The following is a 24,932-nucleotide window of genomic DNA, read 5'->3' on the forward strand; positions in this document are numbered from 1 at the left end:
GGGCATGCCCAACAGGTTGCGCGCGTCCACCAGCCCCTACCTGCAGCAGCACGCGGACAACCCCGTCGACTGGTGGGAGTGGGGGCAGGACGCGTTCGCCGAGGCCGCCCGCCGCGACGTCCCTGTCCTGCTCTCCATCGGGTACGCCGCCTGCCACTGGTGCCACGTCATGGCGCACGAGTCCTTCGAGGACCCCGAGGTCGCCGCGCTGATGAACGCGCGCTTCGTGTGCGTGAAGGTCGACCGCGAGGAGCGGCCCGACGTCGACGCCGTCTACATGACCGCCACCCAGGCGATGACCGGCCAGGGCGGGTGGCCGATGACCTGCTTCCTCACCCCGGCGGCCGAGCCGTTCCACTGCGGCACCTACTACCCGCCCGCGCCGCGCCCCGGGTTCCCCTCGTTCACCCAGCTGCTGGTGGCGGTGCACGAGGCGTGGTCGTCCCGCGACGCGGAGGTCCGCCAGGCCGGGGCGCTGGTCGTCGAGCAGCTGCGCGCCGAGACGGCCCCGCTGGATCCGTCCCCTGTGGACGGCACGGCGCTGGACGGCGCGGCGGCGTCGCTGCTCGGCGAGTACGACCGCACCCACGGCGGGTTCGGCGGGGCGCCGAAGTTCCCGCCCACGATGGTGCTGGAGTTCCTGCTGCGCCACCACGAGCGCACCGGGTCCCGCGAGGCGCTCTCCCTCGTCGAGCACACCGCCACCGCGATGGCGGACGGCGGCCTGAACGACCAGCTGGCCGGGGGGTTCGCCCGCTACAGCACGGACGCGGGCTGGGCGGTGCCGCACTTCGAGAAGATGTTGTACGACAACGCCCTCCTGCTCCGCCTCTACGGCCACCTGGCCCGCCGCACCGGTTCCGCCCGGTACCGCGAGGTCGCCGCCGACACGGCGCGGTTCCTGCTGGACGACCTGCGGGTGGGCAACGCCTTCGCGTCCTCCCTGGACGCGGATGCCGCCGGGGTCGAGGGGTCCACCTACGTCTGGACGCCCGCGCAGCTGGTGGAGGCGCTGGGGCCGGACGACGGGGTGTGGGCGGCGTCGGTGCTGGGCGTGACGGCGGTGGGCAACGTCGAGGGCGGCGCGTCGACCCTGCGGCGGGTGGGGGAGTTCGACGGGCGCTGGGAGCCGGTGCGCGGGCGGCTCTTGGCGGCGCGCGCGCAGCGGCCGCAGCCCGCGCGCGACGACAAGGTCGTCACGGCGTGGAACGGGCTGGCGGTCGCGGCCCTGGCGGAGGCGGGCGCCGCCCTGGGTGAGCCGTCCTGGGTGGACGCGGCGTCGCTGTGCGCGGCGCACGTCCTGGACCGGCACCTGGTCGACGGCAGGCTGCGCCGCGTGTCGCGGGACGGGCGGGTGGGCGCGCCCGCGGGCGTGCTGGAGGACTACGCGTGCCTGGCCGACGGGTTGCTGTCGCTGCACCAGGCGACGGCGGAAGTGGGCTGGCTGGACGCGGCGTGCGCGTTGCTGGACACGGCGGTGGTGCTGTTCGCGGGTGGGGAACCGGGCAGCTACCACGACACGGCGTTGGACGCGGACCCGTTGATCTGGCGCCCGGGTGACCCGGGGGACAACGCGACGCCCTCGGGGGCTTCGGCGTTGGCCGGGGCCCTGCTGACCGCCTCGGTGCTGGCGGGGCCGGAGAAGTCGGCCGGGTACCAGGAGGCCGCGGCGTCCGCCATCGCGCGCAACGGGCTGCTCGCCGCTCGGGCGCCCCGGTTCGCCGGGCACTGGCTGTCGGTGGCGGAGGCCGCCGCGACGGGCCCCGTGCAGGTGGCGGTGGCAGGCGGCGGGGAGTTGGCCGCGGTCGCGCGGGCCGTCGTGCCGGGCGGGGGAGTGGTGGTGGCGGGGGAGCCCGGGTCGGCTCCGCTGCTCGTGGACCGGCCGTTGATCGGCGGATCGCCCGCTGCTTACGTGTGCCGGGGCTACGTGTGCGACCGGCCTACCGCTGATGGTGAGGAGTTGCGCTCCGCGTTGACCCGGGGTCTTTGACCCAGTGGCCGATGAGCATCGACGGCCGGTTCCCGAACGCCGCGGCGGCGGCCTCCGGGACCATCGCCGCCAGGCTCCACGGCCACACGTCCCACGGGCCGTACTCCTGCGCGGCGTCCGCCACGGGCACGGGCGTGCGCAGTTCCTCCAGGCGCGCGACCTGCAACCCGACGCCCAGCCCCGCCCTGACGTAGTCGCCCACCAGGTGCTCGAACGCGGGCAGCCGCATCGGCCGACCGCCCTCGCCGCGCACCGGGGGGACCGAGCCGCGGGCGACGGCCTCCGGGTGGACGTCCGACACCAGCAGGCTCCCGCCCGGTCGCAGCACGCGGGCGAACTCGGTGAAGGCGGGCACCAGGGACTCCACGTGCGTCAGGGCCAGGGCGCAGGTCACCAGGTCGGTCGAGGCGTCCGGGAGCGGGAGCGCGCGCACCTCCCCGAGGGCGGTGGGGGCCGGGTTGTGGGCGAGCATCTCCGGGGACGGGTCGACGGCGGTCACCGCCCAGCCGCGGTCGAGGAGCAGGCGGGTCACCCGACCGGTGCCCGCGCCCGCGTCGACCGCCGCGGCGGGGGTGAGGGTGTCCAGGACCTCGGCCAGGACCGGGGTGTCGAGGAGGAAGGCGCTGTTGTCCTCGCCGTCGTAGGCCGCGGCCCAGATCCGGTAGCCCTCGGCGGCGGACGCGCGGGCCACGTCGACGGGGGTGGCGGGCAGGTCCAGGACCGCGCGCACCTCCGCGAGCCGGGCCGCGACGAAGGCGGCGTCGTGGTGCCCGGTGAACGAGCGCAGCAGGGCCGCGCCCTCCACCGCCAGCAGGTACGCGCGGGGGTCTTCGTGGATCACGCTGCCCGACCGTAGGGGGCCCGGGATTCACCTGCCAGCGAATTCGGTCGCCGCAGCGGCGGTAGCGACGTAACGTCGGATGCAAGGTAATCATGTAATCAAGGAGTCGAGCATGCGCAAGCACTGGACCCAGACCGAGCAGCCCTCCGCCGCCGACGCCGCGGCGTGGTTCACCGGGCGGCTGCCCGAGGGGTGGTTCACCGCCACCGAGGTCATCACCGACCGCGAGGAGATCACCGTCCTGGGCACCCTGCCCGACCTGCCCGACGAGTTCCCCGACGACGCGGCCAGAGCGGCCGCCGAGGCCGGCCGGATCGCCCGGTTCCGGGAGGAGACCCGCGAGCAGCGCATCGAGATCGCCCGCCAGGCCGAGCACCGCTACCAGCGCAAGGTCGCCTGGGGCGTGCGCCAGGGCGGCACCGAGGAGCTGTTCACCCACCTCGCCGCCCCGGTCATGACCCGCCTGCGCCAGCCGGAGCGCCAGGTCCTCGACACCCTCGTCGACGCGGGCGTCGCCCGCTCCCGCTCCGACGCCCTCGCCTGGGCCGTCCGCCTCGTCGGCAAGCACGCCGAGGAGTGGCTCGGTGAGCTGCGCAGCGCCCTGTCCAAGGTCGACGACCTGCGCACCCAGGGCCCCGACGCCTGACCGCCCGCCCACGTCCGCCGTCGCGGGCCGGTCCCACCGGTTGCCCGTCCTCCGCGCCCCGGCCAGTCTGGGACGCGGAGGGGAGGCGACGATGATCACCGGAGGCAAGGTCCGGCTCCGCCCGCTGGAGCCGGAGGACGTCGACGCGCTGTGGCGCTGGCACAACGACCCCGACGTCACCCGCTGGCTCACCGAGCGTTTCCCCGAGTCCCTGGCCGAGCTGCGCAAGCGCTTCGCCGAGCGCGGCCCCAACACCTACGAGCGGGTCATGCTGGGCATCCGCCAGCTCGCCGACGACCGCCTCATCGGCGTCTGCGCCCTGCACGGCGCCGACCCCCGCTTCGGCCGCGCCGAGCTCGACATCTACCTCGGTGAGAAGGACGCCTGGGGCCGGGGCAACGCCGCCGAGGCCATGCGGCTGCTCTGCGCCTACGGCTTCGACGAACTGCGCCTGCACTCCATCCAGCTCACCGTGGTCGCCGCCAACACCGACGCCCGCCGCCTCTACCGGCGCGTGGGCTTCCGGGAGGTCGGCACCACCCGCGAGGCCTTCCGCCGCGCGGGCCAGTGGCACGACGTCGTCGTCATGGACCTGCTCGAACCCAAGCTCGACCGCCACCGCCCCGACTAGTGCCCGGGCACCGGTGGCGGCCCGGGCACTAGTCGGGGCGGCGCGGTCAGGAGTAGAGGGTGAGCCAGATGGCGATGTAGTGGCTCAGCGCCGCCAGCACGGTGGCGGCGTGGAAGAACTCGTGGTGGCCGAAGGCGGGCCACGGGTTCGGCCACTTGGTCGCGTAGAACACCGCGCCCACGGTGTAGAAGGCGCCGCCGCAGAGCAGGAGCACGAAGGCGGCCGGGCCGACCTGGGTGAGCAGTTCGGGCAGCACGAAGACGGCCACCCAGCCCAGGGCGATGTAGATGGGGGTGCCCAGCCAGCGGGGGGCGTGCGGCCACAGCAGCTTGAGCGCCACGCCGAGCAGCGCGCCGGACCAGACGATCGCCAGGACCACGTAGCCGGTGGGCCGGGGCATGCCCAGGAGGCTGAACGGGGTGTAGGTGCCCGCGATGAACAGGAAGATCATCGAGTGGTCGAGGCGCTTCATCCACGTGCGCGCGCTCTCGGTCACCCACCACCGGCGGTGGTAGAGCGCGCTCACGCCGAACAGGCCGAGGACGGTGACCGAGTACACCGACGTGGCCAGCGCGGCCGTGCCGGAGACGGTGGTGGCCATGACGACCAGCACCGCTCCGGTGACCACGGAGACGAGGAAGGACCAGTAGTGGATGACGCCGCGCATCTTCGGCTTGTGGAAGCCGGGCGGCGGCCCCTGGAGGGTCGCTGAGGTCACGGACCGAGGTTACGGGACCGTAGGTTTGTCAACCACGTGCTGTGACCCCGACCACACGCCGCACTGGGGTCATGACCAGCCGACCACCTCGCGGTGCTCCACGGCCAGGCACCGGTCGACCACCACCGCCAGCCCCGCGTCCGCCGCCAGCTGGGCCGCGGCGGGGTTCACCACGCCCAGTTGGAACCACACCGCGCCCGCCCCCGCGGCGATGGCGTCGCGCACCACCGGCTCCACGTCGGCGGGCTTGCGGAACACGTCCACGACGTCGACGTGCTCGGGGACCTCCGCCAGCGACGGGTAGGCGGTCAGGCCCTGCCACGTCCGCAGCGCCGGGTTGACGGGGAACACCGTCAGCCCCGCGGCCACGAGGTAGCGGGCCACCCCGAAGCTGGGCCGCTCGGGGCGGTCGCTCAGGCCGACCACCGCGATCGTCCGCGATTCCCTGACCAGGCGTTCGATCGTGCCCAGGTCCTGCCATACCGGATCAACGCCCATGCGCTCCACCCGCCCAGTGTGCCCCCGCGGCGGGTGCGGCGGCGTACTGTGGTCGGCCGTGGTCAGTCTTCGCAGGCGAGTCGCCGACGTCGTGTACGGCCTCTACGAGAAGCGCCTGTTCCAGCAGGCGGGCGGGCAGATCCCGCGGCACGTGGGCATCATGCTCGACGGCAACCGGCGCTGGGCGCGGGAGGCCGGGTTCACCGACGTCAACGACGGCCACCGGGTCGGCGCCGAGCGGGTCGCGCAGTTCCTCGGCTGGTGCTCCGACGCCGGGGTGCAGGTGGCGACGCTGTGGCTGCTCTCGACCGACAACCTCAACCGGCCCGAGGCGGAGCTGGCGCCGCTGCTGGAGATCATCGCCGACGTCGTCGACGAGCTGGCCGAGCCGAGCCAGCCCTGGCGGCTGCGGGTGATCGGCGCGCTGGACATCCTGCCCGCGGCCACCGCGCAGCGGCTGACCTCGGCCGCGGCCAGGGCCGCGGGGCGCACCGGCATGGAGGTCAACATCGCCGTCGGCTACGGCGGGCGCCGGGAGATCGCCGACGCGGTGCGCAAGCTGCTCCAGCAGCACGCCGAGGCGGGCACGTCGATCGAGGAGCTGGCCGAGGTCCTCGACGTCGACCACATCGCCGAGCACCTCTACACCTCCGGCCAGCCGGACCCGGACCTGGTGATCAGGACCTCCGGCGAGCAGCGCCTGTCCGGCTTCCTGCTGTGGCAGTCGGCGCACTCGGAGTTCCACTTCTGCGAGGCCTACTGGCCCGATTTCCGCCGCACCGATTTCCTGCGCGCGCTGCGCGCCTACGGGATCCGCCACCGGCGGTTCGGCAGCTGAATGCGACAAAGGCCCGCGGGGATCGCCCGCGGGCCTTTGCCGCATTCCACTCGTCCCGCCCGGGAGGAGTCAGCCCCCGAGGCCGGGGATGGTGATGTCGCCGTCGCCGTCGAGCGAGTCCAGGATCAGCTCCGGGGTCAGCGCGATGCCGGTGTAGGCGCCCGCCACGGTGGCGGTGGCGCCGTAGCCCAGGGCCGCGCCACCGTCGGTGAACAGGTCGACCGCGTCGCCGAAGGACGGCTGGTCGGGGAAGTCGGAGGTGGCGCCGGTGTCCGCCGAGGCGAACGGGGCGGCGAGCAGGGACAGGCCGATGGCCGAGGAGGCGAGGAAGCCGACCTTCTTGAGCACGGGGTGGTTCTCCTTAATCGTCCGTCAGTCGGCACGAGCGGCATCCGGGGGGAATCGCGTTTCCCGAATGCGCCGAACCGGTTCGGTGGAAAACCTACCGGCGTCGGAAAAGACCCGCCTCGTCGAAACCGCGATCGTGTTACAGATTTTCGGGTGCTCCACCCGTTCGTGGGAGGAAACCATCCCTGCGTGAGTCACCCGGCGGGAAGTTGCGCAGCGTGACGGGGAGACGACCAGGCTGAGGGGTGCTCAAGCTCCTCTTCCGGGGTAATGCCTGCTCACGCTCCGTGTTATGTGGACTGACCTGGGCGAACGCGCCGTGACGTGGCGGGCCCGTGACGCGGCGGTGACGACTCCGAAAATCACCTGGCCGGCAGCCTGGCACGGGGTCGGTCCCCGCCGGTAGCGTCGGCGGTGTCGGGTCGTGACCACAGCGGCCCGGCCCGGGAGGCCCTGGTCGTGAGCGAGTCGAGCGCGAGGGGGCAGGCACCCGGCCCCCGTGGCGAGCGGGGGTGAGGCGGGGTCCCACCCGCCGCACCACCGCCGACCAGGCGGGGTCAGTGCCCGGCCCACCGAGGAGCGGACGCGGTGCCGCGTTCGCGAGGAGTTGCCGTGACCGCTTCGCGTTCCAGCGTTTCCTCAGTGCCCGACCACAGCTCGTCGACCGGCTCCGGATCGGAGTCCGACCCAGCCAGGCGCACCTTCGTCCTCGACACCTCGGTCCTGCTCTCCGACCCCTGGGCCGCCACCCGCTTCGCCGAGCACGCGGTGGTCGTCCCGCTGGTGGTCATCAGCGAACTGGAGGCCAAGCGGCACCACCCCGAGCTGGGCTGGTTCGCCCGGGAGACCCTGCGCCTGCTCGACGACCTGCGGCTGCGCCACGGCCGACTCGACAAGCCGCTGCCCATCGGCGAGGCGGGCGGGAGCCTGCACGTCGAGCTCAACCACTCCGACCCCTCGGTGCTGCCGCCCGGCTTCCGCACCGAGGGCAACGACGCGCGCATCCTCGCCTGCGCGCTGAACCTGGCCGCGGAGATCCCCGCGGTCACCCTGGTCACCAAGGACATCCCGCTGCGGGTCAAGGCGGGCGCGGTGGGCCTCGACGCCGAGGAGTACCGGGCGGGCGAGGTCGCCCCGTCCGGGTGGACCGGCATCGCCGAGGTCGAGGTGGAGCAGGCCGCGGTGGACGCGCTGTTCGCCGCGGGCAGCATCGACCCGGCCGAGCACGGCGTGGTCGCGGAGTTCCCGTGCAACACCGGGGTGAAGCTGCTGGCGGGCACCAGCCACGCCCTCGGCCGGGTCACCCCGGACAAGCGGGTGCGGCTGGTGCGCGGCGACCGGGAGGCCTTCGGCCTGCACGGCCGCTCCGCCGAGCAGCGCATCGCCCTGGACCTGCTGCTCGACCCCGAGGTCGGCATCGTGTCGCTGGGCGGGCGGGCGGGCACCGGCAAGTCCGCGCTGGCGCTGTGCGCGGGCCTGGAGGCGGTGATGGAGCGCGGCCTGCACAAGAAGGTCGTGGTGTTCCGCCCGATGTACGCGGTGGGCGGGCAGGACCTGGGCTACCTGCCCGGTTCCGAGAGCGAGAAGATGCAGCCCTGGGCGCAGGCGGTGTTCGACACCCTCGGCGCGCTCGCCGGGGGCGAGGTGATCGAGGAGGTCCTGCACCGGGGCATGCTCGAGGTGCTGCCGCTGACCCACATCCGCGGCCGGTCGCTGCACGACGCGTTCGTCATCGTCGACGAGGCGCAGTCGCTGGAGCGCAACGTGCTGCTGACCGTGCTGTCGCGGCTGGGCACCGGTTCGCGGGTGGTGCTCACCCACGACGTCGCCCAGCGCGACAACCTGCGGGTGGGCAGGCACGACGGGATCGCCGCGGTCATCGAGAAGCTCAAGGGCCACCCGCTGTTCGCCCACGTCACGCTGACCCGCTCGGAGCGCTCGCCGATCGCCGCGCTGGTCACCGAGATGTTGGAGGACAACGCCCCGTGAGTCCCACTTCGCCCGGGCGCCCCGCCCAGGGGCGCCCGGGCGTTGACACGGGTGGGCGAACGGCGTTATCCATCTAGGTGCCTACTTCCGAGTAGGTCCCCGTCCACGACGCCGTGAGGGAACCCGATGCCCCGTCGCCGCCTGCTCGCCGCCGCTGCCGCCGTCGCGGTGGCCGCCGCCGGGACGTTCGCGATCTCGAACTCCGCGAACGCCGCCGACCCGCTCGACTACGTCGCCCTGGGCGACTCCTACAGCGCCGCCTCCGGCGTCGCGCCGTCCGCGCCGGGCTCCCCGCCCCAGTGCCTGCGCTCGGCGCTGAACTACCCGAACGTCATCGCCAAGGCCACCGGCGCCAAGCTCACCGACGTCACCTGCGGCGCCGCCCAGGTCAAGGACTTCACCGAGAGCCAGTACCCGGGCCTGGCCCCGCAGGTCAACGCCCTCACCGCCGACACCGACGTGGTCACCATGACCATCGGCGGCAACGACAGCGGCATCTTCATCCGCGCCGCCGCCACCTGCGCCCTGGCGGGCTTCTTCACCGGCGGCAAGGGCAGCCCCTGCAAGGACCAGAACGGCTCGTCCTTCGAGGACACCGTCCGCAACGTCACCTACCCCGCCCTGGTCAAGGGCCTGCAGGCGGTCCGCGCCAAGGCCCCCAACGCCAAGATCGGCATCCTCGGCTACCCCTGGATCGTCCCCGCCGAGGGCGGCTGCTTCGACAAGATCCCCGTCGCCACCGGCGACATCCCCTACATGCGCTCCCTGCAGGCCACCCTCAACGACGCCGTCGGCCGCGCCGCCGCCGCCACCGGCGTCACCTACGTCGACCTCAACCAGCTCTCCGACGGCCACGACGTCTGCAAGCCCTCCGGCACCCGCTGGATCGAGCCCCCCATCAACGCCGAGAACTCCATCTTCGCCCACCCCAACGCCCTCGGCGAGAAGAACATGGCCGCCGCGGCCCGCGCCGCCCTCGGCTTCTGACCCCTCCGCTCGACCGACACCCCGGCGGGACCTCCCCGCCGGGGTGTTCGCTGTCTTCCCCCTGGCGCGAGCCCGCTCGACGCATGGTCACCCCGCGCGCGTGTGGCTCGCTTCGTCCACAGCCCACAGAGTTGTCCACAACCCTTTCGCCGGGGTCGAGTTCCGTCGCCCTCCGCCGGTAGCGTTGAAAACAGGGGTCCCAAGGCACCCAAGGCGACCACCCACACAAGCCGAGCCCGGACAGCGGGCACTGCCCGGTTGGGTGGATTCGCTTGGTCGGGGGTGACGATCATGTGCTACCCAACGGGACGGGCGGGCGTCTTTTCAGCCCGCCTTTTCCCCGCCCGACAGCACATGATCGTCATAGGGGCCCCGACCAAGCGGATCCACCCAACCGGGCCACCCACCCAAGCCCCCGCTCTTCAAGAGCCCCGCGCAGCGGCCCCGGCGCAGCCGGCCAAAAGCCCCGCGCAGCGGAAAGCCGAGCGCAGCGGGAAGAAGGGCTCAGTCGAGAGCGCGCCGCAAGAAACCCCGGATGCCGATGGCGCCGAAGAGCCCGCACGAACCGACCATGACCACGACGCAGATCCAGACGGGGATGTGCGGCACGGTCGGCACGAGCTCGGCGCGCATGGCCTCGCTGACGTAGGTGAGCGGGTTCAGCGCGCAGACCACCTGGAACCAGCGCAGGTGCTCCAGGCCGGTCCAGGGGAACTGGGTGCTGCCGGTGAACATCAGCGGCATCATGATGACGGCGAAGAGGATGTTGATGCGGGTGGGCGGGACCGAGGTGCCGATGACCATGCCGATGCAGCCGCCCACCAGCGAGCCCAGGACGATGATGAGGAAGACCGGCAGGTAGGCCGAGGCGGGCCAGCTGACGTCGTCGAGGATGAGGAAGCCGATGGGGACCATCAGCGCGGCGGCCACGACGCCGCGCAGGGCGCCGAAGAGGATCTTCTCGGCGGCGACCCAGGAGATCGGGATGGGGGCCAGCAGGCGGTCCTCGATCTCCTTGGTGAAGGAGAAGTCCATGATCAGCGGCATGGTGGTGTTCTGCAGCGCGCCGAGGAAGCCGTTGAGGGCGACCACGCCGGGCAGCAGGACCGCGGCGTAGTCACCGCCGACGTAGCCGATGCTGGTGAGCACCTTGCCGAAGATGAACAGGGTGAAGAACGGCTGGATGAGGACCTGGGCGAGGAAGGGCAGCAGCTCGCGGCCGGTGACGAACACGTCGCGCCAGAGCACCTGGCCGAAGGTGCGCAGGGTGGTGCCCAGGCCGACGGCCTCGGTGTCGGGGGTGGTCATCGCAGCTCCCGGCCGGTCAGGTGGATGAAGACGTCCTCAAGGCTGGGGGTGCCGATGGACAGGTCGGTGACCTCGCAGGACTCGTCGGTCAGGGCGCGCAGGACGGCGGGGAGCACTACCGCGGCCTCGTGCCCGGTGTAGAGGCGGTACTGGGCGGTGCCCGCGGCGGGTGCCCGGGTGGCCGCGGGGGCGCCCGCGCCCATGGCCGCCGCCAAGCCCGGCGGGAGGCCGCCCGGGGGCGCGCCCGGCGGGGGGCCGCCTGCGTTGACCCGCTCGACGCGCTCCACGCCCTCGAGCGCGCCGAGCACCGCCTCCACCCTGGCCGTCTCGGTGCCGCCGAGGCGCGCGGTGACGCTGACGGTGGTGCTGCCGGGCAGGGTGCGGGTGAGGGCCTGCGGGGTGTCGATGGCCAGCAGCGAGCCGTGGTCGACGATGCCGACGCGGTCGCAGAGCTTCTCGGCCTCGTCCATGTCGTGCGTGGTCAGCACGACGGTGACGCCCTGGCCGCGCAGCTCCGCGACCCGGTCGTGGACGAACAGCCGGGCCTGCGGGTCCAGGCCGGTGGCGGGTTCGTCGAGGAACATCACCCGCGGCCGGTGCATCAGCGCGCGGGCGATCATGATCCGCTGGGCCTGCCCGCCGGAGACGAGGTCGACCTTGCTGCCCGCCCGCTCGGCGAGCCCCATCCGCTCCAGGACCTCGTCGGCCAGCCGGGTGCGCTCGGCGCGCGGCACCCCGTGGTAGGCGGCGTGGAAGAGCAGGTTCTGGCGGATCGACAGGGACCGGTCGAGGTTGTTGCGCTGCGGCACCACGGCCAGCAGTTGCCGGGCGCGCTTGGCGTTGGCCACCACGTCGACCCCGTGCACCAGTGCCCGCCCGCCGGTGGGCAGCACCCGGGTGGTCAGCACGCCCACGGTGGTCGTCTTGCCCGCGCCGTTGGGGCCCAGCAGCCCGAACACCTCGCCCTGCTCGACGGCGAAGCTCAACCCGTCGACCGCGGGCTTGGGGTTCTTCCGGTACCGCTTCACCAGTTCGATGACTTCGACGGCGTTCACCCGGCCAGCGTAGCCACGCGGGCCGGGTGTCGACCGACATTTTCCGGCTTATCCGGTTTGCCGCGGAAGCGCCTTTCCCGGGCGCGGGAACCGTTGCGGCGCGGTGCTTCCGGTGCTCACCACCCGCTCGGCAGCGGCCGCCCCTCGGCGAACCCGGCGGCGGACTGCACGCCCACCACGGCCCGCTCGTGGAACTGCTCCAGCGTGCCCGCGCCCGCGTACGTGCACGCCGAGCGGACACCGCTGCAGATGCCGTCGATGAGGTCCTCCACGCTGGGGGCCTGCGGGTCCAGGCGCATCCGCGACGAGCTGATGCCCTCCTCGAACAGCGCCTTGCGCGCCCGGTCGAAGTCGCTGTCGGTGCGGGTGCGCGCGGAGACGGCCCGCTTGGAGGCCATGCCGAACGACTCCTTGTAGTACCGGCCCTGCTCGTCGCGCAGCAGGTCGCCGGGGGACTCGTAGGTGCCCGCGAACCAGGAGCCCACCATCACCGACGCCGCCCCCGCGGCCAGGGCGAGCGCGACGTCGCGGGGGTGGCGGACACCGCCGTCGGCCCACACGTGCCTGCCCAGTTCGCGCGCGGCGGCGGCGCACTCCAGGACGGCGGAGAACTGCGGGCGGCCCACGCCGGTCATCATCCGCGTGGTGCACATGGCGCCTGGGCCGACGCCGACCTTGACCACGTCGGCGCCCGCCGCCACCAGGTCGCGCACCCCGTCCGGGGTCACCACGTTGCCCGCGACCACCGGCACCCGCGGGTCCACCGCGCGCACGGCCTTCAACGCCGTGATCATCTTCTCCTGGTGCCCGTGCGCGGTGTCGACGACGAGCGCGTCCACCCCGGCGGCCAGCAGCGCGGCGGCCTTGGCCTCGACGTCGCCGTTGACGCCCACCGCCGCGGCGACCCGCAACCGCCCCCGCGCGTCGAGCGCCGGGCGGTAGATGTCCGCGCGCAGGGCGCCCTTGGTGGTGAGGACGCCGACGAGCCTGCCGTCCCCGTCGACGCCCACGGCGACCCCCGCGGTGGTCAGGCCGTTGAACACCTCGCGCGGCGGGGTGCCCACGGGCAGCACGTGCGCCGGGGTGAGCAGGTCGGCGAGCCGGGTGAACCGGTCGACGCCCAGGCAGGCCGCCTCGTCCACGGTGCCCAGCGGCCGCTGGTCGTCGTCGACGACCACCACGGCGCCGTGCCCGCGCTTGGGCAGCAGGTTGAGCGCGTCGGCCACCGCGTCGCCGGGGCGCAGCACCACCGGGGTGTCCCACACGGTGTCCCTGGCCTTGACCCAGGCGGCGATGTCGGCGACGGCGGCGGGGTCGACGTCCTGCGGCAGCACCACCAGCCCGCCCCGGCGCGCCACCGTCTCGGCCATCCGGCGCCCGGCGACCGCGGTCATGTTGGCCACCACCAGCGGGATCGTGGCCCCGGTACCGTCCGCTGTGGACAGGTCGACCTCGAACCGGCTCTCCACCGCCGACCGCGACGGCATGAGGAACACGTCGTCGTAGGTCAGGTCGTGCTCCGGCTGGGCGTGGTAGAAGCGCATGGCCCCCACCGTACGGTGCGGTGCTCGCGGGCGCGATGCCCGAACGGGCGCGGCTCAGCGGGGCAGCAGGGCGCGCACCTCGTCGATCGTGCTGGCCTCGGCGGGGGTCTTGTCCGGCCGGTAGCGCACCACCCGCGCGAAGCGCAGCGCCACCTGCCCGGGGTAGCGGGTGCTCACCTGCACCCCGTCGAGCGCGATCTCCACCACCACCGCGGGCTTGAGGTGCACCGCCCAGTCGTCGCGGTGCGACTCGTGCGCGGGGAACTCCTCGGTCTGCCACTGGAGCAGCTGGTCGGTGAGGCCCTTGAACGTCTTGCCCACCATGACCGGCGGTCCGCCGTCGGGGTCGCGCGCGCCCAGGTGCAGGTTCGACAGGTACCCGGTGCGCCGCCCGTGCCCCCACTCCGCGGCGAGCACCACCAGGTCGAGCGTGTGCACCGGCTTGACCTTCTGCCACGCCTTGCCGCGCCTGCCCGCCGCGTACGCGGAGTCCAGCGACTTGACCACCACGCCCTCGTGGCCCGCCGCCAGCGCGGCCTCGGTCAGCTCCTCGGCCTGCTCGGCGGTCGGCGCGAGCACGCCGGGCACGAGGTGCCCGCCCGCCGCCGCGCGCAGCTTCTCGCCGCGCACCCGCAGCGGCTCGTCGAGCAGGTCCTCGCCGTCGAGGTGCAGGCAGTCGAAGAACCACGGCCGCAGCAGCAGCGCCGCCACCTGCTCCTCGGCGGTGCTGCCGAAGCGCGACATCGTCTCCTGGAACGGCCGAGGCCGTCCGTCGTCGGTGAGCGCCAGCGTCTCCCCGTCGAGCACCACCGACTCGCACGGCAGCCCCGCCACCAGCTCCACCAGCTCCGGCACGCTGCCGGTGATCTCGCGCAGCGTCCGGGTGTAGACCGACACCCGGCCGCCGCCCTTGTGCACCTGGATGCGGGCCCCGTCGAGCTTGTACTCGACCGCGCACGGCGCCAGGTCGGCCACCGCCTCCTGCAACGACGACCCCGGCGAGGCCAGCATCGGGCGCACCGGGCGGTGCAGCTCCAGCCGGAACCCCTCCAGCGCCGCCACCCCGCCCGCCAGCGCCGCCCGCGCGGTCGCCGGGAGCCCGCCGGAGAGCATGAACGCCCGCCGCACGGCCGCGCTGGGCACCTCGGCGGCGGTGGCGATGGCCTCCAGCATCACGCCCTCCAGCGCGCCCTGGCGCAGCTCGCCGGTGAGCAGGGCGACCAGGAACCGCTGCTCGGCCTCGGTCGCCGCCCCCATCAGCCGCTCCAGCAGCTCGGCGCGCACCCCGGCCGAGCCCTTGCCGGAGGCGCCCGCCAGGGCGGTGAGCGCGGCGTCGACCCCGGCCGCGGTGAGCGTGGCGGACGCCGCGGGCGCGCCCGTGGCCGCCCGCAGCGTCCGCCAGCCCACGCCGACGCGCCCCTGCCGGGGTGTGCCCGACAGGAACGCGACCGCGATCTCCACCTCCTCGGGCCCGCGGGCCCGGTGGAGCAGTCCGGACAGCGCCGCCACCTTGGCGAGCCGGGACCGCGTCCGGCCGACCTCGGTGGACGCGGTGACGACATCGCTCAACGGCAGTTCGGGTGACTCGGGCACACCCCCATGGTGCCCCGGCGCCCCGGCGCTGTCCGGACGATCACCCCCGCAGCAGGCGCAGCGCACCGCTGCGCCACCCGTGCAGGAGCACGCCGCCCTGGGCGATGACGAGCAGGGCGACGAGCAGGAGGACCCCCAGCAGGGGGACCGAGTCCACCGGGAGGGTGTAGGCCATGACCACCCGGCCCGCCGCGTCGAGCACGAAGGCCAGGCCCCAGGCCCAGCACGCGCCGACCATCCACCGGTGGAAGACGGGGTCGCCGGTCCACAGCGCGTCGTAGCGGGCCGCGGTGCCCGGCGGGCTGATCTTGATGGCGATGTCGAGCAGGAACGGGCGGCGCAGCGCCATCGACACCAGCATCCACGCCCCGATCGCGCCGGTCACCCAGCTCTCCCTGGCCAGCAGCGCCCGCGGGTCGCCGGTGAACAGGGCGATGACCAGCGACAGCGCCATCGCGGCGATGACGAACACCGCCGTGGTGTCCAGGTGCCGGTCGCGCGCCCAGGTGAGCGCGATGGCGCCCGCGGGGGCGAGCACCCCGAGCACCAGCGCCAACCAGGGGTCCAGGCCCAGCGCCCGGGCGCCGTAGAACACCGCGAGCGGCGCCACCACGTCCAGGCCCAGGGTGAGCAGGGTGCGCGCCCCCGACGCCGCGCTCACGCGGGCACCCGCTTGGTCGCCCGGTCGAACAGCGCCACCAGCTCGGTGGTGTAGCGGTCGAGGTCCAGGTCGGGGATGGCGCTGAGCTGCGGCCCGATGGCGTCGATGGCCGCGCGGATGGTCATCGCCGTGGTGCGGGTGTCGAACGCGCAGAACAGGCCCTGCTCCTGCCCGCGGCGCAGGATGTCCTCCAGCGGCCGCAGGCTCTCCCCGTACACCGAGGCGTCGACCTCCCTGGCCCCGCCCCGCTCGTCGGTGTGGTTCATCGCGATCGCCACCAGCGCGGCGACCTCGGCCCGGTGGGTGGCGATGTAGTCGATGTTGGACTCCAGGTAGGCGCGCAGCTCGGCGGCCGGGTCGGCCTGCTCGGCGATCCGCTCGCCCATGTAGCGGGCGCCCTCGGTCAGCAGGGTCACCAGGACCTCGTTGACCAGCTCCTCCCGGTTGGCGAAGTGGTAGAAGATCGCCCCCTTGGTGATCCCCGCCCGCCGCGCGATCTCGGCCAGCGACGCCTTGCGCATCCCGACCTCCGCGATCGCCTCGACGGTGCAACGCACCAGCTGGGCCCGCCTGGCCGCGTCCACGAAGGTCCGCTGACCGTCCGGTGATTTTTCTGACCGCACGGTTAGACGGTAGCAGCGGGGCCCGGCGGTTGTCACCGCTTTCCCCGCGAACGGCAGCGCCCCCGGGAGCGGGGGCTCCCGGGGGCGCTGTGCCGGTGTCAGGTCAGCTGGTGGCGACCGCGACGTCGTCGATGACGAAGTTCGTGGCCAGCGAGCTGTCCTCGGTGCCGGTCCACTTCAGCACCGTGGCGCCCTTGCCCGCGAGCGAGCTCAGGTCGACGGTCCGCTGCTGGTAGCCCGACGCGCTGTTGGCGTTGCTGTAGCTGGCCAGCGTGGTGGTGCCCGCCGCCAGGGTCAGCTTGTCGTAGGCGGTGGTGCCCGACTCCTTGGTGTCGATGTGCAGCCAGTAGGTCAGCGTGGCGCGGCACCCGGTCGGGACGGTGATGGTCGTCGACAGGGTGTCGGTGTGCGTGGTGCCGTAGCCGTTGAGCCAGGCGATGCGGGTGCCGCCGTGCGCGGGCTCGGCCGTGGTGGCCGCGCTGAGCACGCCGGTCGAGGCGGTCCACGGGGTGGTGCCGGACTCGAACCCGCCGTTGCTGACCAGCTGCGCCGGGGTGCAGGTGCCGCCGCCGACCGGGTTCACGGTGAAGGTGAACGTCGCCGTCCCCGCGTTGCCCGCCGGGTCCTTCGCGGTGACCACGACGGTCGAGGTGCCCGCGGTGGTGGGGGTGCCGGAGATGCGGCCCGAGGTGGAGATCGACAGGCCCGCGGGCAGGCCGGTGGCGGTGAAGGTCACCGCGTCGCCCTGCGGGTCCGAGGCCGACAGCTGCAGGCTGACCGCCGTGCCGACGGTGCCGGTCTGCGAGCCCGGGTTCGTCACGACCGGGGCCTGGCCGCCGCCCGCGGTGCACCCGGGGTCGGTGCCGGTGACCGCGACGGCCTTCCACGCCGCGTTCACCGCGGCGCACTCGGTGCCCGCGCCGTAGAGGTCCTTGGCCGCGTTGATCGAGGCGGTGCGGGCCGCGGCGTAGTTGGTGTTGGAGGTCATGTAGGTCGTCAGCGCGCGGTACCAGATCTTCCCGGCCTTGTCGTTGCCGATGCCGGTGACCGCCGGGGCGCCCGAGCAGGTCGGGCTGTTGCCCCACTGCGAGGAGCCGGAGCCGACCGCGAGCAGGTAGAAGAAGTGGTTGCCCACGCCGGAGGAGTAGTGCACGTCGACGTTGCCGACGCCGCTGTACCAGCAGCCCTTGGACGCGCCGTCCTTGGTCGGGTCGTCCATGTAGCGCAGCGGGGAGCCGTTGCCGTTGATGTCGATCTTCTCGCCGATGAGGTAGTCCGGCGCGTCGGCCGGGCTGTTGGCGGTGAACTCGACCAGGGTGCCGAAGATGTCCGAAGTGGACTCGTTGAGGCCGCCGGACTCACCGGAGTAGGTGAGGTTCGCGGTGGCGCTGGTGACGCCGTGCGACATCTCGTGGCCCGCCACGTCCAGCGCGGTGAACGGCTTGGACCCGGGGGAGCCGTCGCCGTAGATCATGCAGAAGCAGGAGTCGTCCCAGCCCGCGTTGGCGTAGTTGGTGCCGTAGTGCACGTAGGACACCGCGCCGACGCCGTTGTTCTCGATCCCGTTGCGGCCGTGGGTGTTCTTGTAGTAGTCCCACGTCTTCATGATGCCGTAGTGCGCGTCGACGCCCACCGTGGCGCGGTTGGACAGGGTCCCGTCACCGAAGGTGTTGGTGGTCGAGGTGAACGAGACCCCCGAGTTGCTGGTGCGGTTCTGGGCGTCCTTGGTCTCGCCGCCGCCGCGGCCCGCGTCCTTGAGCGAGTACGTGGTGCCCGACTGCGTGGTGCCGACGGACACGGTGCCGACCTGGTAGCCCTTGCCGGTGCCGGTGTCGGCCTTCTCGAAGGTGTCCCAGCTCTGCCGCACGGCGCCGGTGGCGGCGTCGACGAGCACGTTGAGGTGGCTGGGCGACTGGTCGGGCGCGATGCCGTCGACGACGACCTGCCAGGCCAGGGTCGGGGTGGCGGAGGTGAACTCGTCCACCACCAGCTCCGACCGGGTGCCCGAGCGGGTGCCCGCGAACCGGCCCGCGGCGGTGCGCTGCGCGTCGGCCTGCGCCACCTTGGGCGTGGTCGACAGCGCCAGCGGGCTGGTCTGGGTCAGCGACGCCGCGCTGAACGCCCCGCCCGGCGCGTTGTGCACGACCACGTCGCCGCCCAGGACCTTCAGGCCCTTGTACGCGCGGTCGAAGTGGGTGTGCGTGGCGCCGTTCGGGTCGGTCGCGGTGGAGCTGACGGTGAACGTGTCGTCCGCCGAGGCGGCCAGCGCCGCGGGGTGCTGGGCGATGGCGGCGGTGGCGGCCTGCACGGCCCGTTCCGCGGCGCCGACCTGGGCAGGGGTGGTCGGGGCCGCGGTGGCGGTGCCGGTGGTGGCGACGAGCGCGCAGGCGACGACGGCAGTGCCGACGCCGCCCGCCACGAGCCGCCGACCCACGGGTGTGGATCGCATGGTGGGGTCCTCCTGGATGCGGGTACCGCCTACCGCCCTCAGGCAGGCGGGCACAGCGGCGGAAACGTAAGCGCCGCCGCCAGGGGTTCACCAGCGCGTGTCCGGGTAGTCGTTTTGCCAAATAACCAGACTGCTCCGAACGTGGGTACCACCGTGTCCGGATTTGTCGCAGTTAGTCCTGTCTTCGCAGGTCAGGCGGGAATATCGGCCCGCATCGGGAAAAGTCGAACATGGACAGACCCCACCGGAGGTGCTAGCGGTTGCCGCGCGCCATCCGCAGCAGGTCCAGGGCCTCGTCGAGCTGCTGCTCGGTGAGCTTGCCCGGCACGTGCCCGCGTTCGAGGACGACCTCGCGGATCGTCTTGCGCTCCTTGAGCGACTGCTTGGCGATCGAGGCGGCTTCCTCGTACCCGAGGTAGGTGTTGAGCGGGGTGACGATCGAGGCCGAGGACTCGGCGTGCTCGCGCATCCGCTCCACCTGCGGCTCCAGCCCGGCCACGACCTTCTCCGCCAGCAGCCCGGCCACGGCGGTCAGCAGCCGCGCGCTCTCCAGCACGTTGCGGGCGATCACCGGCAGCATCACGTTGAGCTGGAAGTTGCCCTGGGTGCCCGCGAACGCCACCGCCGCGTCGTTGCCGATCACCTGGGCCACCACCATCATCGTCGCCTCGGGGATGACCGGGTTGACCTTGCCCGGCATGATCGACGAACCCGGTTGCAGGTCCGGCAGGACCAGCTCGGCCAGGCCGGTGCGCGGCCCGGACCCCAGCCAGCGCAGGTCGTTGGCGACCTTGAACAGCGACACCGCGACCGTGCGCAGCGCCCCCGACGCCTCCACCACCGAGTCCTGGGTGGCCTGGGCCTCGAAGTGGTCGCGCGCCTCGGTCAGCGGCAGGCCGGTCACCGAGGCCAGCTCCGCGGCCACCGCCATGCCGAACCCGGACGGCGCGTTGAGCCCGCTGCCCACCGCCGTGCCGCCGATCGGCAGCTCCGCCAGCCGGGGCAGCACCGCCCACAGCCGCTCCACCCCGAAGCGCACCTGCGCCGCCCACGCCCCGGCCTCCTGGCCCAGGGTGATCGGCACCGCGTCCATCAGGTGCGTGCGGCCGGGCTTGACCACCTCGGCCCAGTCCTGCGCCTTGTCCTCCAGCGCCTCGGCCAGCCGCTCCAGGGCGGGCACCACCTCGTGCGCCACCGCCTCGGTCGCGGCCACCCGCAGCGTGGTGGGGAAGGTGTCGTTGGACGACTGGGAGGCGTTGACGTCGTCGTTGGGGTGCACGTCGCGGCCCAGCGCCCGGGTGGCCAGGGTGGCGATCACCTCGTTGGCGTTCATGTTCGACGAGGTCCCCGACCCGGTCTGGAACACGTCGATGGGGAACTGGTCGTCGTGCGCACCCGCGGCCACCTCGTCGGCGGCGGCGGCGATGGCGTCGGCCACGTCCTGCGCCAGCACCCCGAAGCGGGCGTTGACCCGCGCCGCGGCGGCCTTGAGCAGGCCGAGCGCGCGCACCTGCGAGCGCTCCAAGCCCCGCCCGGAGATGGGGAAGTTCGCCACGGCCCGCTGGGTCTGGGCGCGCCACAGCGCCGCCGCCGGGACCCGGACCTCGCCCATGGTGTCGTGCTCGATGCGGTAGTCGGCCATGCCCCCAGTCTTCCCCCGGAACCGGCCGCGCGCGTGCTGCGCAAGGTCGTCTTCGCCACATAGGGTTGGCGGCACCACCACGCCAGCCAGGGAGGACGCGTGACCCCTCCGACCACCCAGGACGTCGACCTGCTCATCGTCGGCGCCGGGCCCACCGGCCTCTACGCCGCCTACTACGCGGGCTTCCGCGAGCTGAGCACCGCCGTGGTCGACTCGCTGCCGGAACCGGGCGGGCAGGTCACCGCCATGTACCCGGAGAAGGTGATCTACGACGTGGCGGGCTTCCCCGCCGTGCGCGGCCGCGACCTGGTCGACGCCCTGGTCGCGCAGGCGGGCCAGTGGGGGCCCAGCTACCTGCTCGGCCGCCGCGCCCACGCGCTGACCCCCGACGGCGACGGCTACGCCGTCGGCCTCGACGGCGGCGCCACCGTGCGCGCCAGGGCGGTGCTCATCACCGCCGGGATCGGCGAGTTCACCCCGCGCCCGCTGCCCGCGGGCACCGGCTGGCTCGGCCGCGGCATGGTGCACTTCGTCCCGGCCCTCGAAGCCCACCGCGACCAGCACGTCGTGGTGGTCGGCGGCGGCGACTCGGCGTTCGACTGGGCGCTGGCCCTGCACCCGATCGCCCGGTCGGTGACCATCGTCCACCGGCGCGCCCGCTTCCGCGCCATGCCCGCCACGGTGCGCCAGGTGGAGGGGCTGGGGGTGCGGATCATCACCGACGCCGAGGTCACCGAGTTCCGCGGCGAGCCGGAGCTGGCGGGGGTGGCGGTGCTGCGCAAGGGCGAGACCGAGCCGGAGGTGCTGCCCGCCCACGCCGTCGTCGCCGCCCTCGGCTTCACCGCCGACCTCGGGCCCATCGAGTCCTGGGGCCTGGAGATCAGCCACCGCTCCATCGCGGTCGACTCGACCATGCGCACGGCGCGCGAGCGGGTGTACGCGGCGGGGGACGTGGCGTCCTACCCGGGCAAGGTCAAGCTCATCGCGACCGGGTTCGGGGAGGCGGCGACGGCGGTGAACAACATCGCGGTGGCGTTGGACCCCGACGCGCACTTGTTCCCGGGGCACTCCAGCGGCGGGGAGTGACAGGCGGCTGGGCTTCGGGGGCGGGGCACCCCCGTTGTCAGCGGACGACCTGGACGGTGTCGCCGACCTTGAGGGAGTTGTAGAACTGCTTGGCGGCCGCGGCGGAGAGGTGGATGCAGCCGTGGGACTTGACCTTGAGGCTGCCCTGGTGGAAGGCGATGCCGCCGTTGAAGAAGACCGAGTAGGGCATCGGGGCGTCGTCGAACTCGCTGCTCTTGTGGTCGATGTCCTTCCACTGCACGCGGAAGGTGCCCGGCGGGGTGAGGTAGCCGGGGCGGCCGCTGGTGATGGGGACGGGGCCGTAGACGACCTTGCCGCCGGAGAGCAGCCAGGACTGGTTCGCGCTGAGGTCGATGCAGGCGCGGGCGGCGGCCGAGCACGGGGTGCCCTCGGACGGGCCGGGCTTGGGGGTGGCCGTGGTGGGCTTCGGCTTCGGCTTGGTCGTGGTCGGCTTGGGCTTGGTCGTGGTGGTGGTGGGGGCGACCGTGGTGGTGGTCGTCGTGGGGGCGGCGGTGGTGGTCTGCACCACCGGGGCCACCGCCGTGGTGGTCGTGGTCGTGGCCGTCGTGCTCGACGTGGTGGGCACCTGCGCGGCCGCGTTCTCGGCCCCCTCGCTGGTCCCGCACGCGCCCAGCAGCCCCGCCGCCGCGACCGCCGCCAGTCCCGCCCTCAGCTTGCCCATGTTCACCGGCTCCTTGAGAACCCCCTGGCCAGCACGGCGCCGACCCGCTTGCGGGTGATTCCACCCCCCAAGACGGGTCGGCGCGAGTGGGGGTTGCCGGTCGCAACCGATCCGTGACCGTCAGCCGCGGGCGCGGCGAGGTCGTGCGCGCGACCGCTACGGCAGCGGCGGGATCTCCTCCGCGGCGTCCTCGCGGTCGAAGTCGACGTTGGCGTACTCGCGCAGCTTCGTCAGCCGGTGGAAGCCGTCGATCATGCGCACGGTGCCGGACTTGGAGCGCATGACGATCGACTGGGTGGTGCAGCCGCCGGAGCGGTAGTGCACGCCGCGCAGCAGGTCGCCGTCGGTGACCCCGGTGGCGCAGAAGAACACGTTGTCGCCGCGCACCAGGTCGTCGGTCAGCAGCACCCGGTCGAGGTCGTGGCCCGCGTCGAGCGCCTTCTGCCGCTCCTCGTCGTCCTTGGGCCACAGCTTGCCCTGGATCGCCCCGCCCATGCACTTGAGCGCCGCCGCGGCGATGATCCCCTCGGGGGTGCCGCCGATGCCGATGAGCATGTCGATGCCGGTGGTCGGGCGGGCGGCGGAGATCGCGCCCGCCACGTCGCCGTCGGAGATGAAGTGGATGCGCGCCCCCGCCTCGCGCACCTCCTTGACCAGCGACTCGTGCCGGGGCCGGTCGAGGATGCACACGGTGACGTCGGAGACCTCGGTCTCCTTGGCCTTGGCCACCCGGCGCACGTTCTCCGCGATCGGCGCGGTGATGTCGACGACGTCGGCGGCCTCCGGGCCCACCGCCAGCTTCTCCATGTAGAACACCGCGGACGGGTCGAACATCGCCCCGCGCTCGGCCACGGCGAGCACGGCCAGCGCGTTCGGCATGCCCTTGGCCATCAGCGTGGTGCCGTCGATCGGGTCGACCGCCACGTCGCAGGCCGGGCCCTGGCCGTTGCCGACCTCCTCGCCGTTGTAGAGCATCGGCGCCTCGTCCTTCTCGCCCTCGCCGATGACGACCACACCGCTCATGGTCACCGTGCCGATGAGCTTGCGCATGGCGTCCACGGCCGCGCCGTCGCCGCCGTTCTTGTCGCCGCGCCCGACCCAGCGGCCCGCGGCCATCGCCGCGGCCTCGGTGACCCGGACCAGTTCGAGTGCGAGGTTGCGGTCGGGCGCCTCCCGGCGCCGGGGGGAGCTGGTCATCGGTGCCTCCGTGCTCATCGCGACTGGACCACTGGGCATCTTCCCAGACCAGGCGCGGCGGCGGCGCCCGCGCGGCGCCGTGCCGCTCGTCACCCCGGCCCCCGGTGCGACGATGGGCGGGTGGCACACACCCCCGAACCCGCTGGTCCGCCGAAGAAGGACCGGTTGCAGCACGGCCTGCGCGACATGGTGCTGTCCCTGCTCGCCCTGCTGGTGATCATCGCCGCCTTGCTGCTGTTCAACCGCAGCTGCTCGTTCAGCCCCGGCGGCCCGGAGATCGATCCCTCCTCGGCGCCCACTGTGGACGTCCGACCGCAGTTCGAGCAGGTGGCGCGCACCGTCGACTTCTCCCTGAGGCTGCCCGCCGTCCCCGCGCGGTGGCGGGCGAACTCGACCACCACCAACCGCGCGGGCGCGGACTCGGTGGTGGTCCGAGCGGGCTGGCTCACACCGGACCGCTTCGTGGGCCTGAGCCAATCCCGCGCCGCCGCGCCCGAGCTGGTGGAGCTGGAGACCGGCGCGCGGGCCGAACCCACTGGATCGGTCGAGGTGGACGGGACACAGTGGACGGTCTACCCCGGCGTCCGCGCCGAGCGCGCCTGGGCCGCCGCCCTCGGCGGCACGACGACGCTGATCACGGGCACCGGGACCGAGGACGAGTTCCGCACCCTGGCCACCGCCGTGCAGGCCGCGCAACCCCTGCCCCGCAGCTGACTCCCACGATCAAGTGAACCGGTTCAGCGCCGCCACAACAGTTTCCGACGCAGCGTCAGCCACGCGCCCCACTCGGGGGAGGCGCGGTCCCGTTCGTCGTCGCGGTGGCGCGCCCGTCGCCATCCGGTGGTGCAGGCCTACTGGTGGGCGATGCGGTCCAGCCACTCGACCATCAGGGCGCCCTCGCGCGGCGTGAGCGCGTCCGTCCCCGGCAGCGCCGCGCGCAGGGTGATGGCCGCGCCCGCGGCACCGGGGGCCGCGGTGGGGGTGGCGTCGGTGGTGATGGCCGCGATCACCGCCTCCCGGGCCAAGTGGGACAGGGTCGTGTCCCGCCGGTCCTCCGGGAGGCCGATCTGGGTCAGGGTCATGCCGCAGCCCGCGGAGTGCACCAGGTGGGCCGCGTGCTCCTCGCTGACCCGCAGGCGCCCGGCCTCGGCGATGCGGCGCACCTGGCCCGCCAGCACCCGGGCCGCGGCCTCGGCCGCCGGGTTGGCCGCGCCGGGTCGGGGCTCGCCGTAGATCAGCGAGTACAGGGCGGGGTTGGCCAGCCCGAAGCCCACGTGCAGGTCCCAGCCGCGCCGTAGGTCGGCCACCGGGTCGTCGCTGGGGGGCAGGCCGGTCTTGCTGCTCAGGTACGCCTGGAAGCCGTCGAGGGCCACCGCGTCGAGCAGGCCCTGCTTGTCCCCGAACGCGCGGTAGATCGTCGGGGCCTGCACGCCCGCCGCCGCGCTCACCGCGCGGGTGGACACCGCCTCCCGCCCGCCCTCGCGCAGCAGCGCGGCCGCGGCGGCGACGATCCGCTCCCTGGTGCCGGTCACGACACCAACGATAACACCGATGTGTTAGCGCTGGTCCGTTCCGTGCGCGGCGGCGCGGGCTAGGCCGCTGTTGT

The 24,932-nt window shown here is 73.4% G+C and carries 23 protein-coding genes; 8 read left to right on the forward strand and 15 right to left on the reverse strand.

Annotated features, from left to right (window positions below; translation table 11 throughout):
• Positions 1–4: 4 nt before the first annotated feature.
• The gene (locus tag BJP25_RS29465; protein WP_075978249.1) at positions 5–1,990 is read left to right on the forward strand and encodes a thioredoxin domain-containing protein; all 1,986 of its coding nucleotides are present in this window, start codon (positions 5–7) and stop codon (positions 1,988–1,990) included.
• On the opposite strand, the gene BJP25_RS29470 is transcribed toward BJP25_RS29465, so the two are convergent.
• The gene (locus tag BJP25_RS29470; RefSeq protein ID WP_075978250.1) at positions 1,941–2,831 is read right to left on the reverse strand and encodes a class I SAM-dependent methyltransferase; all 891 of its coding nucleotides are present in this window, start codon (positions 2,829–2,831) and stop codon (positions 1,941–1,943) included. The genes BJP25_RS29465 and BJP25_RS29470 overlap by 50 nt on opposite strands.
• 112 nt (positions 2,832–2,943) lie before the next feature.
• On the opposite strand from BJP25_RS29470, the gene BJP25_RS29475 reads away from it, so the two are divergent.
• The gene (locus tag BJP25_RS29475; RefSeq protein ID WP_143219370.1) at positions 2,944–3,477 is read left to right on the forward strand and encodes a hypothetical protein; all 534 of its coding nucleotides are present in this window, start codon (positions 2,944–2,946) and stop codon (positions 3,475–3,477) included.
• Positions 3,478–3,568: 91 nt separating this feature from the next.
• Positions 3,569–4,108 (forward strand): GNAT family N-acetyltransferase, encoded by a 540-nt coding sequence (locus BJP25_RS29480; RefSeq protein ID WP_075978252.1) that lies wholly within the window; start codon positions 3,569–3,571, stop codon positions 4,106–4,108.
• Positions 4,109–4,154: 46 nt separating this feature from the next.
• Here BJP25_RS29480 and trhA read toward each other — a convergent pair whose 3' ends face one another.
• Positions 4,155–4,826 (reverse strand): PAQR family membrane homeostasis protein TrhA, encoded by a 672-nt coding sequence (gene trhA, locus BJP25_RS29485; RefSeq protein ID WP_269844589.1) that lies wholly within the window; start codon positions 4,824–4,826, stop codon positions 4,155–4,157.
• A 69-nt stretch (positions 4,827–4,895) separates the two neighbouring features.
• Positions 4,896–5,324, reverse strand: a complete 429-nt coding sequence (locus BJP25_RS29490) for a CoA-binding protein (RefSeq protein WP_075978253.1) — start codon at positions 5,322–5,324, stop codon at positions 4,896–4,898.
• A 58-nt stretch (positions 5,325–5,382) separates the two neighbouring features.
• Here BJP25_RS29490 and BJP25_RS29495 point away from each other — a divergent pair, with 58 nt between their 5' ends.
• On the forward strand, positions 5,383–6,162 hold the full coding sequence (locus BJP25_RS29495; RefSeq protein ID WP_075978254.1) for an isoprenyl transferase: 780 nt from the start codon (positions 5,383–5,385) through the stop codon (positions 6,160–6,162).
• A gap of 69 nt (positions 6,163–6,231) precedes the next feature.
• Here BJP25_RS29495 and BJP25_RS29500 read toward each other — a convergent pair whose 3' ends face one another.
• A complete protein-coding gene (locus BJP25_RS29500) occupies positions 6,232–6,510 on the reverse strand; it encodes a hypothetical protein (RefSeq protein WP_075978255.1) in 279 nt (92 codons plus the stop codon).
• 642 nt (positions 6,511–7,152) lie between these two features.
• On the opposite strand from BJP25_RS29500, the gene BJP25_RS29505 reads away from it, so the two are divergent.
• A complete protein-coding gene (locus BJP25_RS29505) occupies positions 7,153–8,499 on the forward strand; it encodes a PhoH family protein (protein ID WP_143219371.1) in 1,347 nt (448 codons plus the stop codon).
• A gap of 126 nt (positions 8,500–8,625) precedes the next feature.
• Entirely contained in the window at positions 8,626–9,486 is an 861-nt protein-coding gene (locus BJP25_RS29510) for an SGNH/GDSL hydrolase family protein (protein WP_075978257.1), read from the forward strand.
• A 504-nt stretch (positions 9,487–9,990) separates the two neighbouring features.
• On the opposite strand, the gene BJP25_RS29515 is transcribed toward BJP25_RS29510, so the two are convergent.
• The 8 genes from BJP25_RS29515 to BJP25_RS29550 all read right to left on the reverse strand — a co-directional run bounded on the left by BJP25_RS29515 (position 9,991) and on the right by BJP25_RS29550 (position 20,361).
• On the reverse strand, positions 9,991–10,794 hold the full coding sequence (locus BJP25_RS29515; RefSeq protein ID WP_075978258.1) for an ABC transporter permease: 804 nt from the start codon (positions 10,792–10,794) through the stop codon (positions 9,991–9,993).
• A complete protein-coding gene (locus BJP25_RS29520; protein ID WP_075978259.1) occupies positions 10,791–11,849 on the reverse strand; it encodes an ABC transporter ATP-binding protein in 1,059 nt (352 codons plus the stop codon). The genes BJP25_RS29515 and BJP25_RS29520 overlap by 4 nt, the downstream gene beginning before the upstream one ends.
• A gap of 116 nt (positions 11,850–11,965) precedes the next feature.
• Positions 11,966–13,393, reverse strand: a complete 1,428-nt coding sequence (guaB1, locus tag BJP25_RS29525; RefSeq protein WP_075978260.1) for a GMP reductase — start codon at positions 13,391–13,393, stop codon at positions 11,966–11,968.
• A 54-nt stretch (positions 13,394–13,447) separates the two neighbouring features.
• Complete coding sequence (locus BJP25_RS29530; RefSeq protein ID WP_075978532.1) at positions 13,448–14,968, reverse strand: ATP-dependent DNA ligase; 1,521 nt, start codon at positions 14,966–14,968, stop codon at positions 13,448–13,450.
• A 58-nt stretch (positions 14,969–15,026) separates the two neighbouring features.
• Entirely contained in the window at positions 15,027–15,647 is a 621-nt protein-coding gene (locus BJP25_RS29535) for a VC0807 family protein (RefSeq protein WP_075978261.1), read from the reverse strand.
• Complete coding sequence (locus BJP25_RS29540; protein ID WP_075978262.1) at positions 15,644–16,270, reverse strand: TetR/AcrR family transcriptional regulator; 627 nt, start codon at positions 16,268–16,270, stop codon at positions 15,644–15,646. Before BJP25_RS29540 ends, BJP25_RS29535 begins: the two co-directional genes overlap by 4 nt.
• A gap of 103 nt (positions 16,271–16,373) precedes the next feature.
• Positions 16,374–18,719, reverse strand: coding sequence for a M4 family metallopeptidase (locus BJP25_RS29545; protein ID WP_075978263.1), 2,346 nt, complete (start codon positions 18,717–18,719; stop codon positions 16,374–16,376).
• Between the two features lie 253 nt (positions 18,720–18,972).
• Positions 18,973–20,361: a class II fumarate hydratase gene (locus BJP25_RS29550; RefSeq protein ID WP_075978264.1), complete on the reverse strand. Its 1,389-nt coding sequence runs from the start codon at positions 20,359–20,361 to the stop codon at positions 18,973–18,975.
• A gap of 99 nt (positions 20,362–20,460) precedes the next feature.
• Between BJP25_RS29550 and BJP25_RS29555 the strand changes: the two genes are divergently transcribed.
• Positions 20,461–21,447: an NAD(P)/FAD-dependent oxidoreductase gene (locus BJP25_RS29555; RefSeq protein WP_075978265.1), complete on the forward strand. Its 987-nt coding sequence runs from the start codon at positions 20,461–20,463 to the stop codon at positions 21,445–21,447.
• Between the two features lie 37 nt (positions 21,448–21,484).
• Here the strand turns inward: BJP25_RS29555 and BJP25_RS29560 are convergent, their stop codons facing one another.
• Together BJP25_RS29560 and glpX are read right to left on the reverse strand one after the other, a co-directional pair.
• Positions 21,485–22,129, reverse strand: a complete 645-nt coding sequence (locus tag BJP25_RS29560; protein WP_075978266.1) for a L,D-transpeptidase — start codon at positions 22,127–22,129, stop codon at positions 21,485–21,487.
• A gap of 156 nt (positions 22,130–22,285) precedes the next feature.
• Positions 22,286–23,344: a class II fructose-bisphosphatase gene (gene glpX, locus BJP25_RS29565; RefSeq protein WP_075978267.1), complete on the reverse strand. Its 1,059-nt coding sequence runs from the start codon at positions 23,342–23,344 to the stop codon at positions 22,286–22,288.
• Between the two features lie 102 nt (positions 23,345–23,446).
• On the opposite strand from glpX, the gene BJP25_RS29570 reads away from it, so the two are divergent.
• Positions 23,447–24,040, forward strand: coding sequence for a DUF4245 domain-containing protein (locus tag BJP25_RS29570; protein WP_143219372.1), 594 nt, complete (start codon positions 23,447–23,449; stop codon positions 24,038–24,040).
• 137 nt (positions 24,041–24,177) lie between these two features.
• Here BJP25_RS29570 and BJP25_RS29575 read toward each other — a convergent pair whose 3' ends face one another.
• The gene (locus BJP25_RS29575; RefSeq protein WP_233158330.1) at positions 24,178–24,858 is read right to left on the reverse strand and encodes a TetR/AcrR family transcriptional regulator; all 681 of its coding nucleotides are present in this window, start codon (positions 24,856–24,858) and stop codon (positions 24,178–24,180) included.
• Positions 24,859–24,932: the final 74 nt, after the last annotated feature.

The sequence above is a fragment of the Actinokineospora bangkokensis genome (assembly GCF_001940455.1).
Lineage (GTDB): Bacteria > Actinomycetota > Actinomycetes > Mycobacteriales > Pseudonocardiaceae > Actinokineospora > Actinokineospora bangkokensis.

What these genes read in the sequence shown, in the direction of transcription:
- BJP25_RS29515 (WP_075978258.1), bottom strand. Translation starts at nt 10,794, where the DNA reads ATGACCACCCCCGACACCGAGGCCGTCGGCCTGGGCACCACCCTGCGC.
- BJP25_RS29490 (WP_075978253.1), bottom strand. Translation starts at nt 5,324, where the DNA reads ATGGGCGTTGATCCGGTATGGCAGGACCTGGGCACGATCGAACGCCTG.
- BJP25_RS29545 (WP_075978263.1), bottom strand. Translation starts at nt 18,719, where the DNA reads ATGCGATCCACACCCGTGGGTCGGCGGCTCGTGGCGGGCGGCGTCGGC.
- glpX (WP_075978267.1), bottom strand. Translation starts at nt 23,344, where the DNA reads ATGAGCACGGAGGCACCGATGACCAGCTCCCCCCGGCGCCGGGAGGCG.
- guaB1 (WP_075978260.1), bottom strand. Translation starts at nt 13,393, where the DNA reads ATGCGCTTCTACCACGCCCAGCCGGAGCACGACCTGACCTACGACGAC.
- BJP25_RS29475 (WP_143219370.1), top strand. Translation starts at nt 2,944, where the DNA reads ATGCGCAAGCACTGGACCCAGACCGAGCAGCCCTCCGCCGCCGACGCC.
- BJP25_RS29480 (WP_075978252.1), top strand. Translation starts at nt 3,569, where the DNA reads ATGATCACCGGAGGCAAGGTCCGGCTCCGCCCGCTGGAGCCGGAGGAC.
- BJP25_RS29510 (WP_075978257.1), top strand. Translation starts at nt 8,626, where the DNA reads ATGCCCCGTCGCCGCCTGCTCGCCGCCGCTGCCGCCGTCGCGGTGGCC.
- BJP25_RS29465 (WP_075978249.1), top strand. Translation starts at nt 5, where the DNA reads ATGCCCAACAGGTTGCGCGCGTCCACCAGCCCCTACCTGCAGCAGCAC.
- BJP25_RS29550 (WP_075978264.1), bottom strand. Translation starts at nt 20,361, where the DNA reads ATGGCCGACTACCGCATCGAGCACGACACCATGGGCGAGGTCCGGGTC.
- BJP25_RS29560 (WP_075978266.1), bottom strand. Translation starts at nt 22,129, where the DNA reads ATGGGCAAGCTGAGGGCGGGACTGGCGGCGGTCGCGGCGGCGGGGCTG.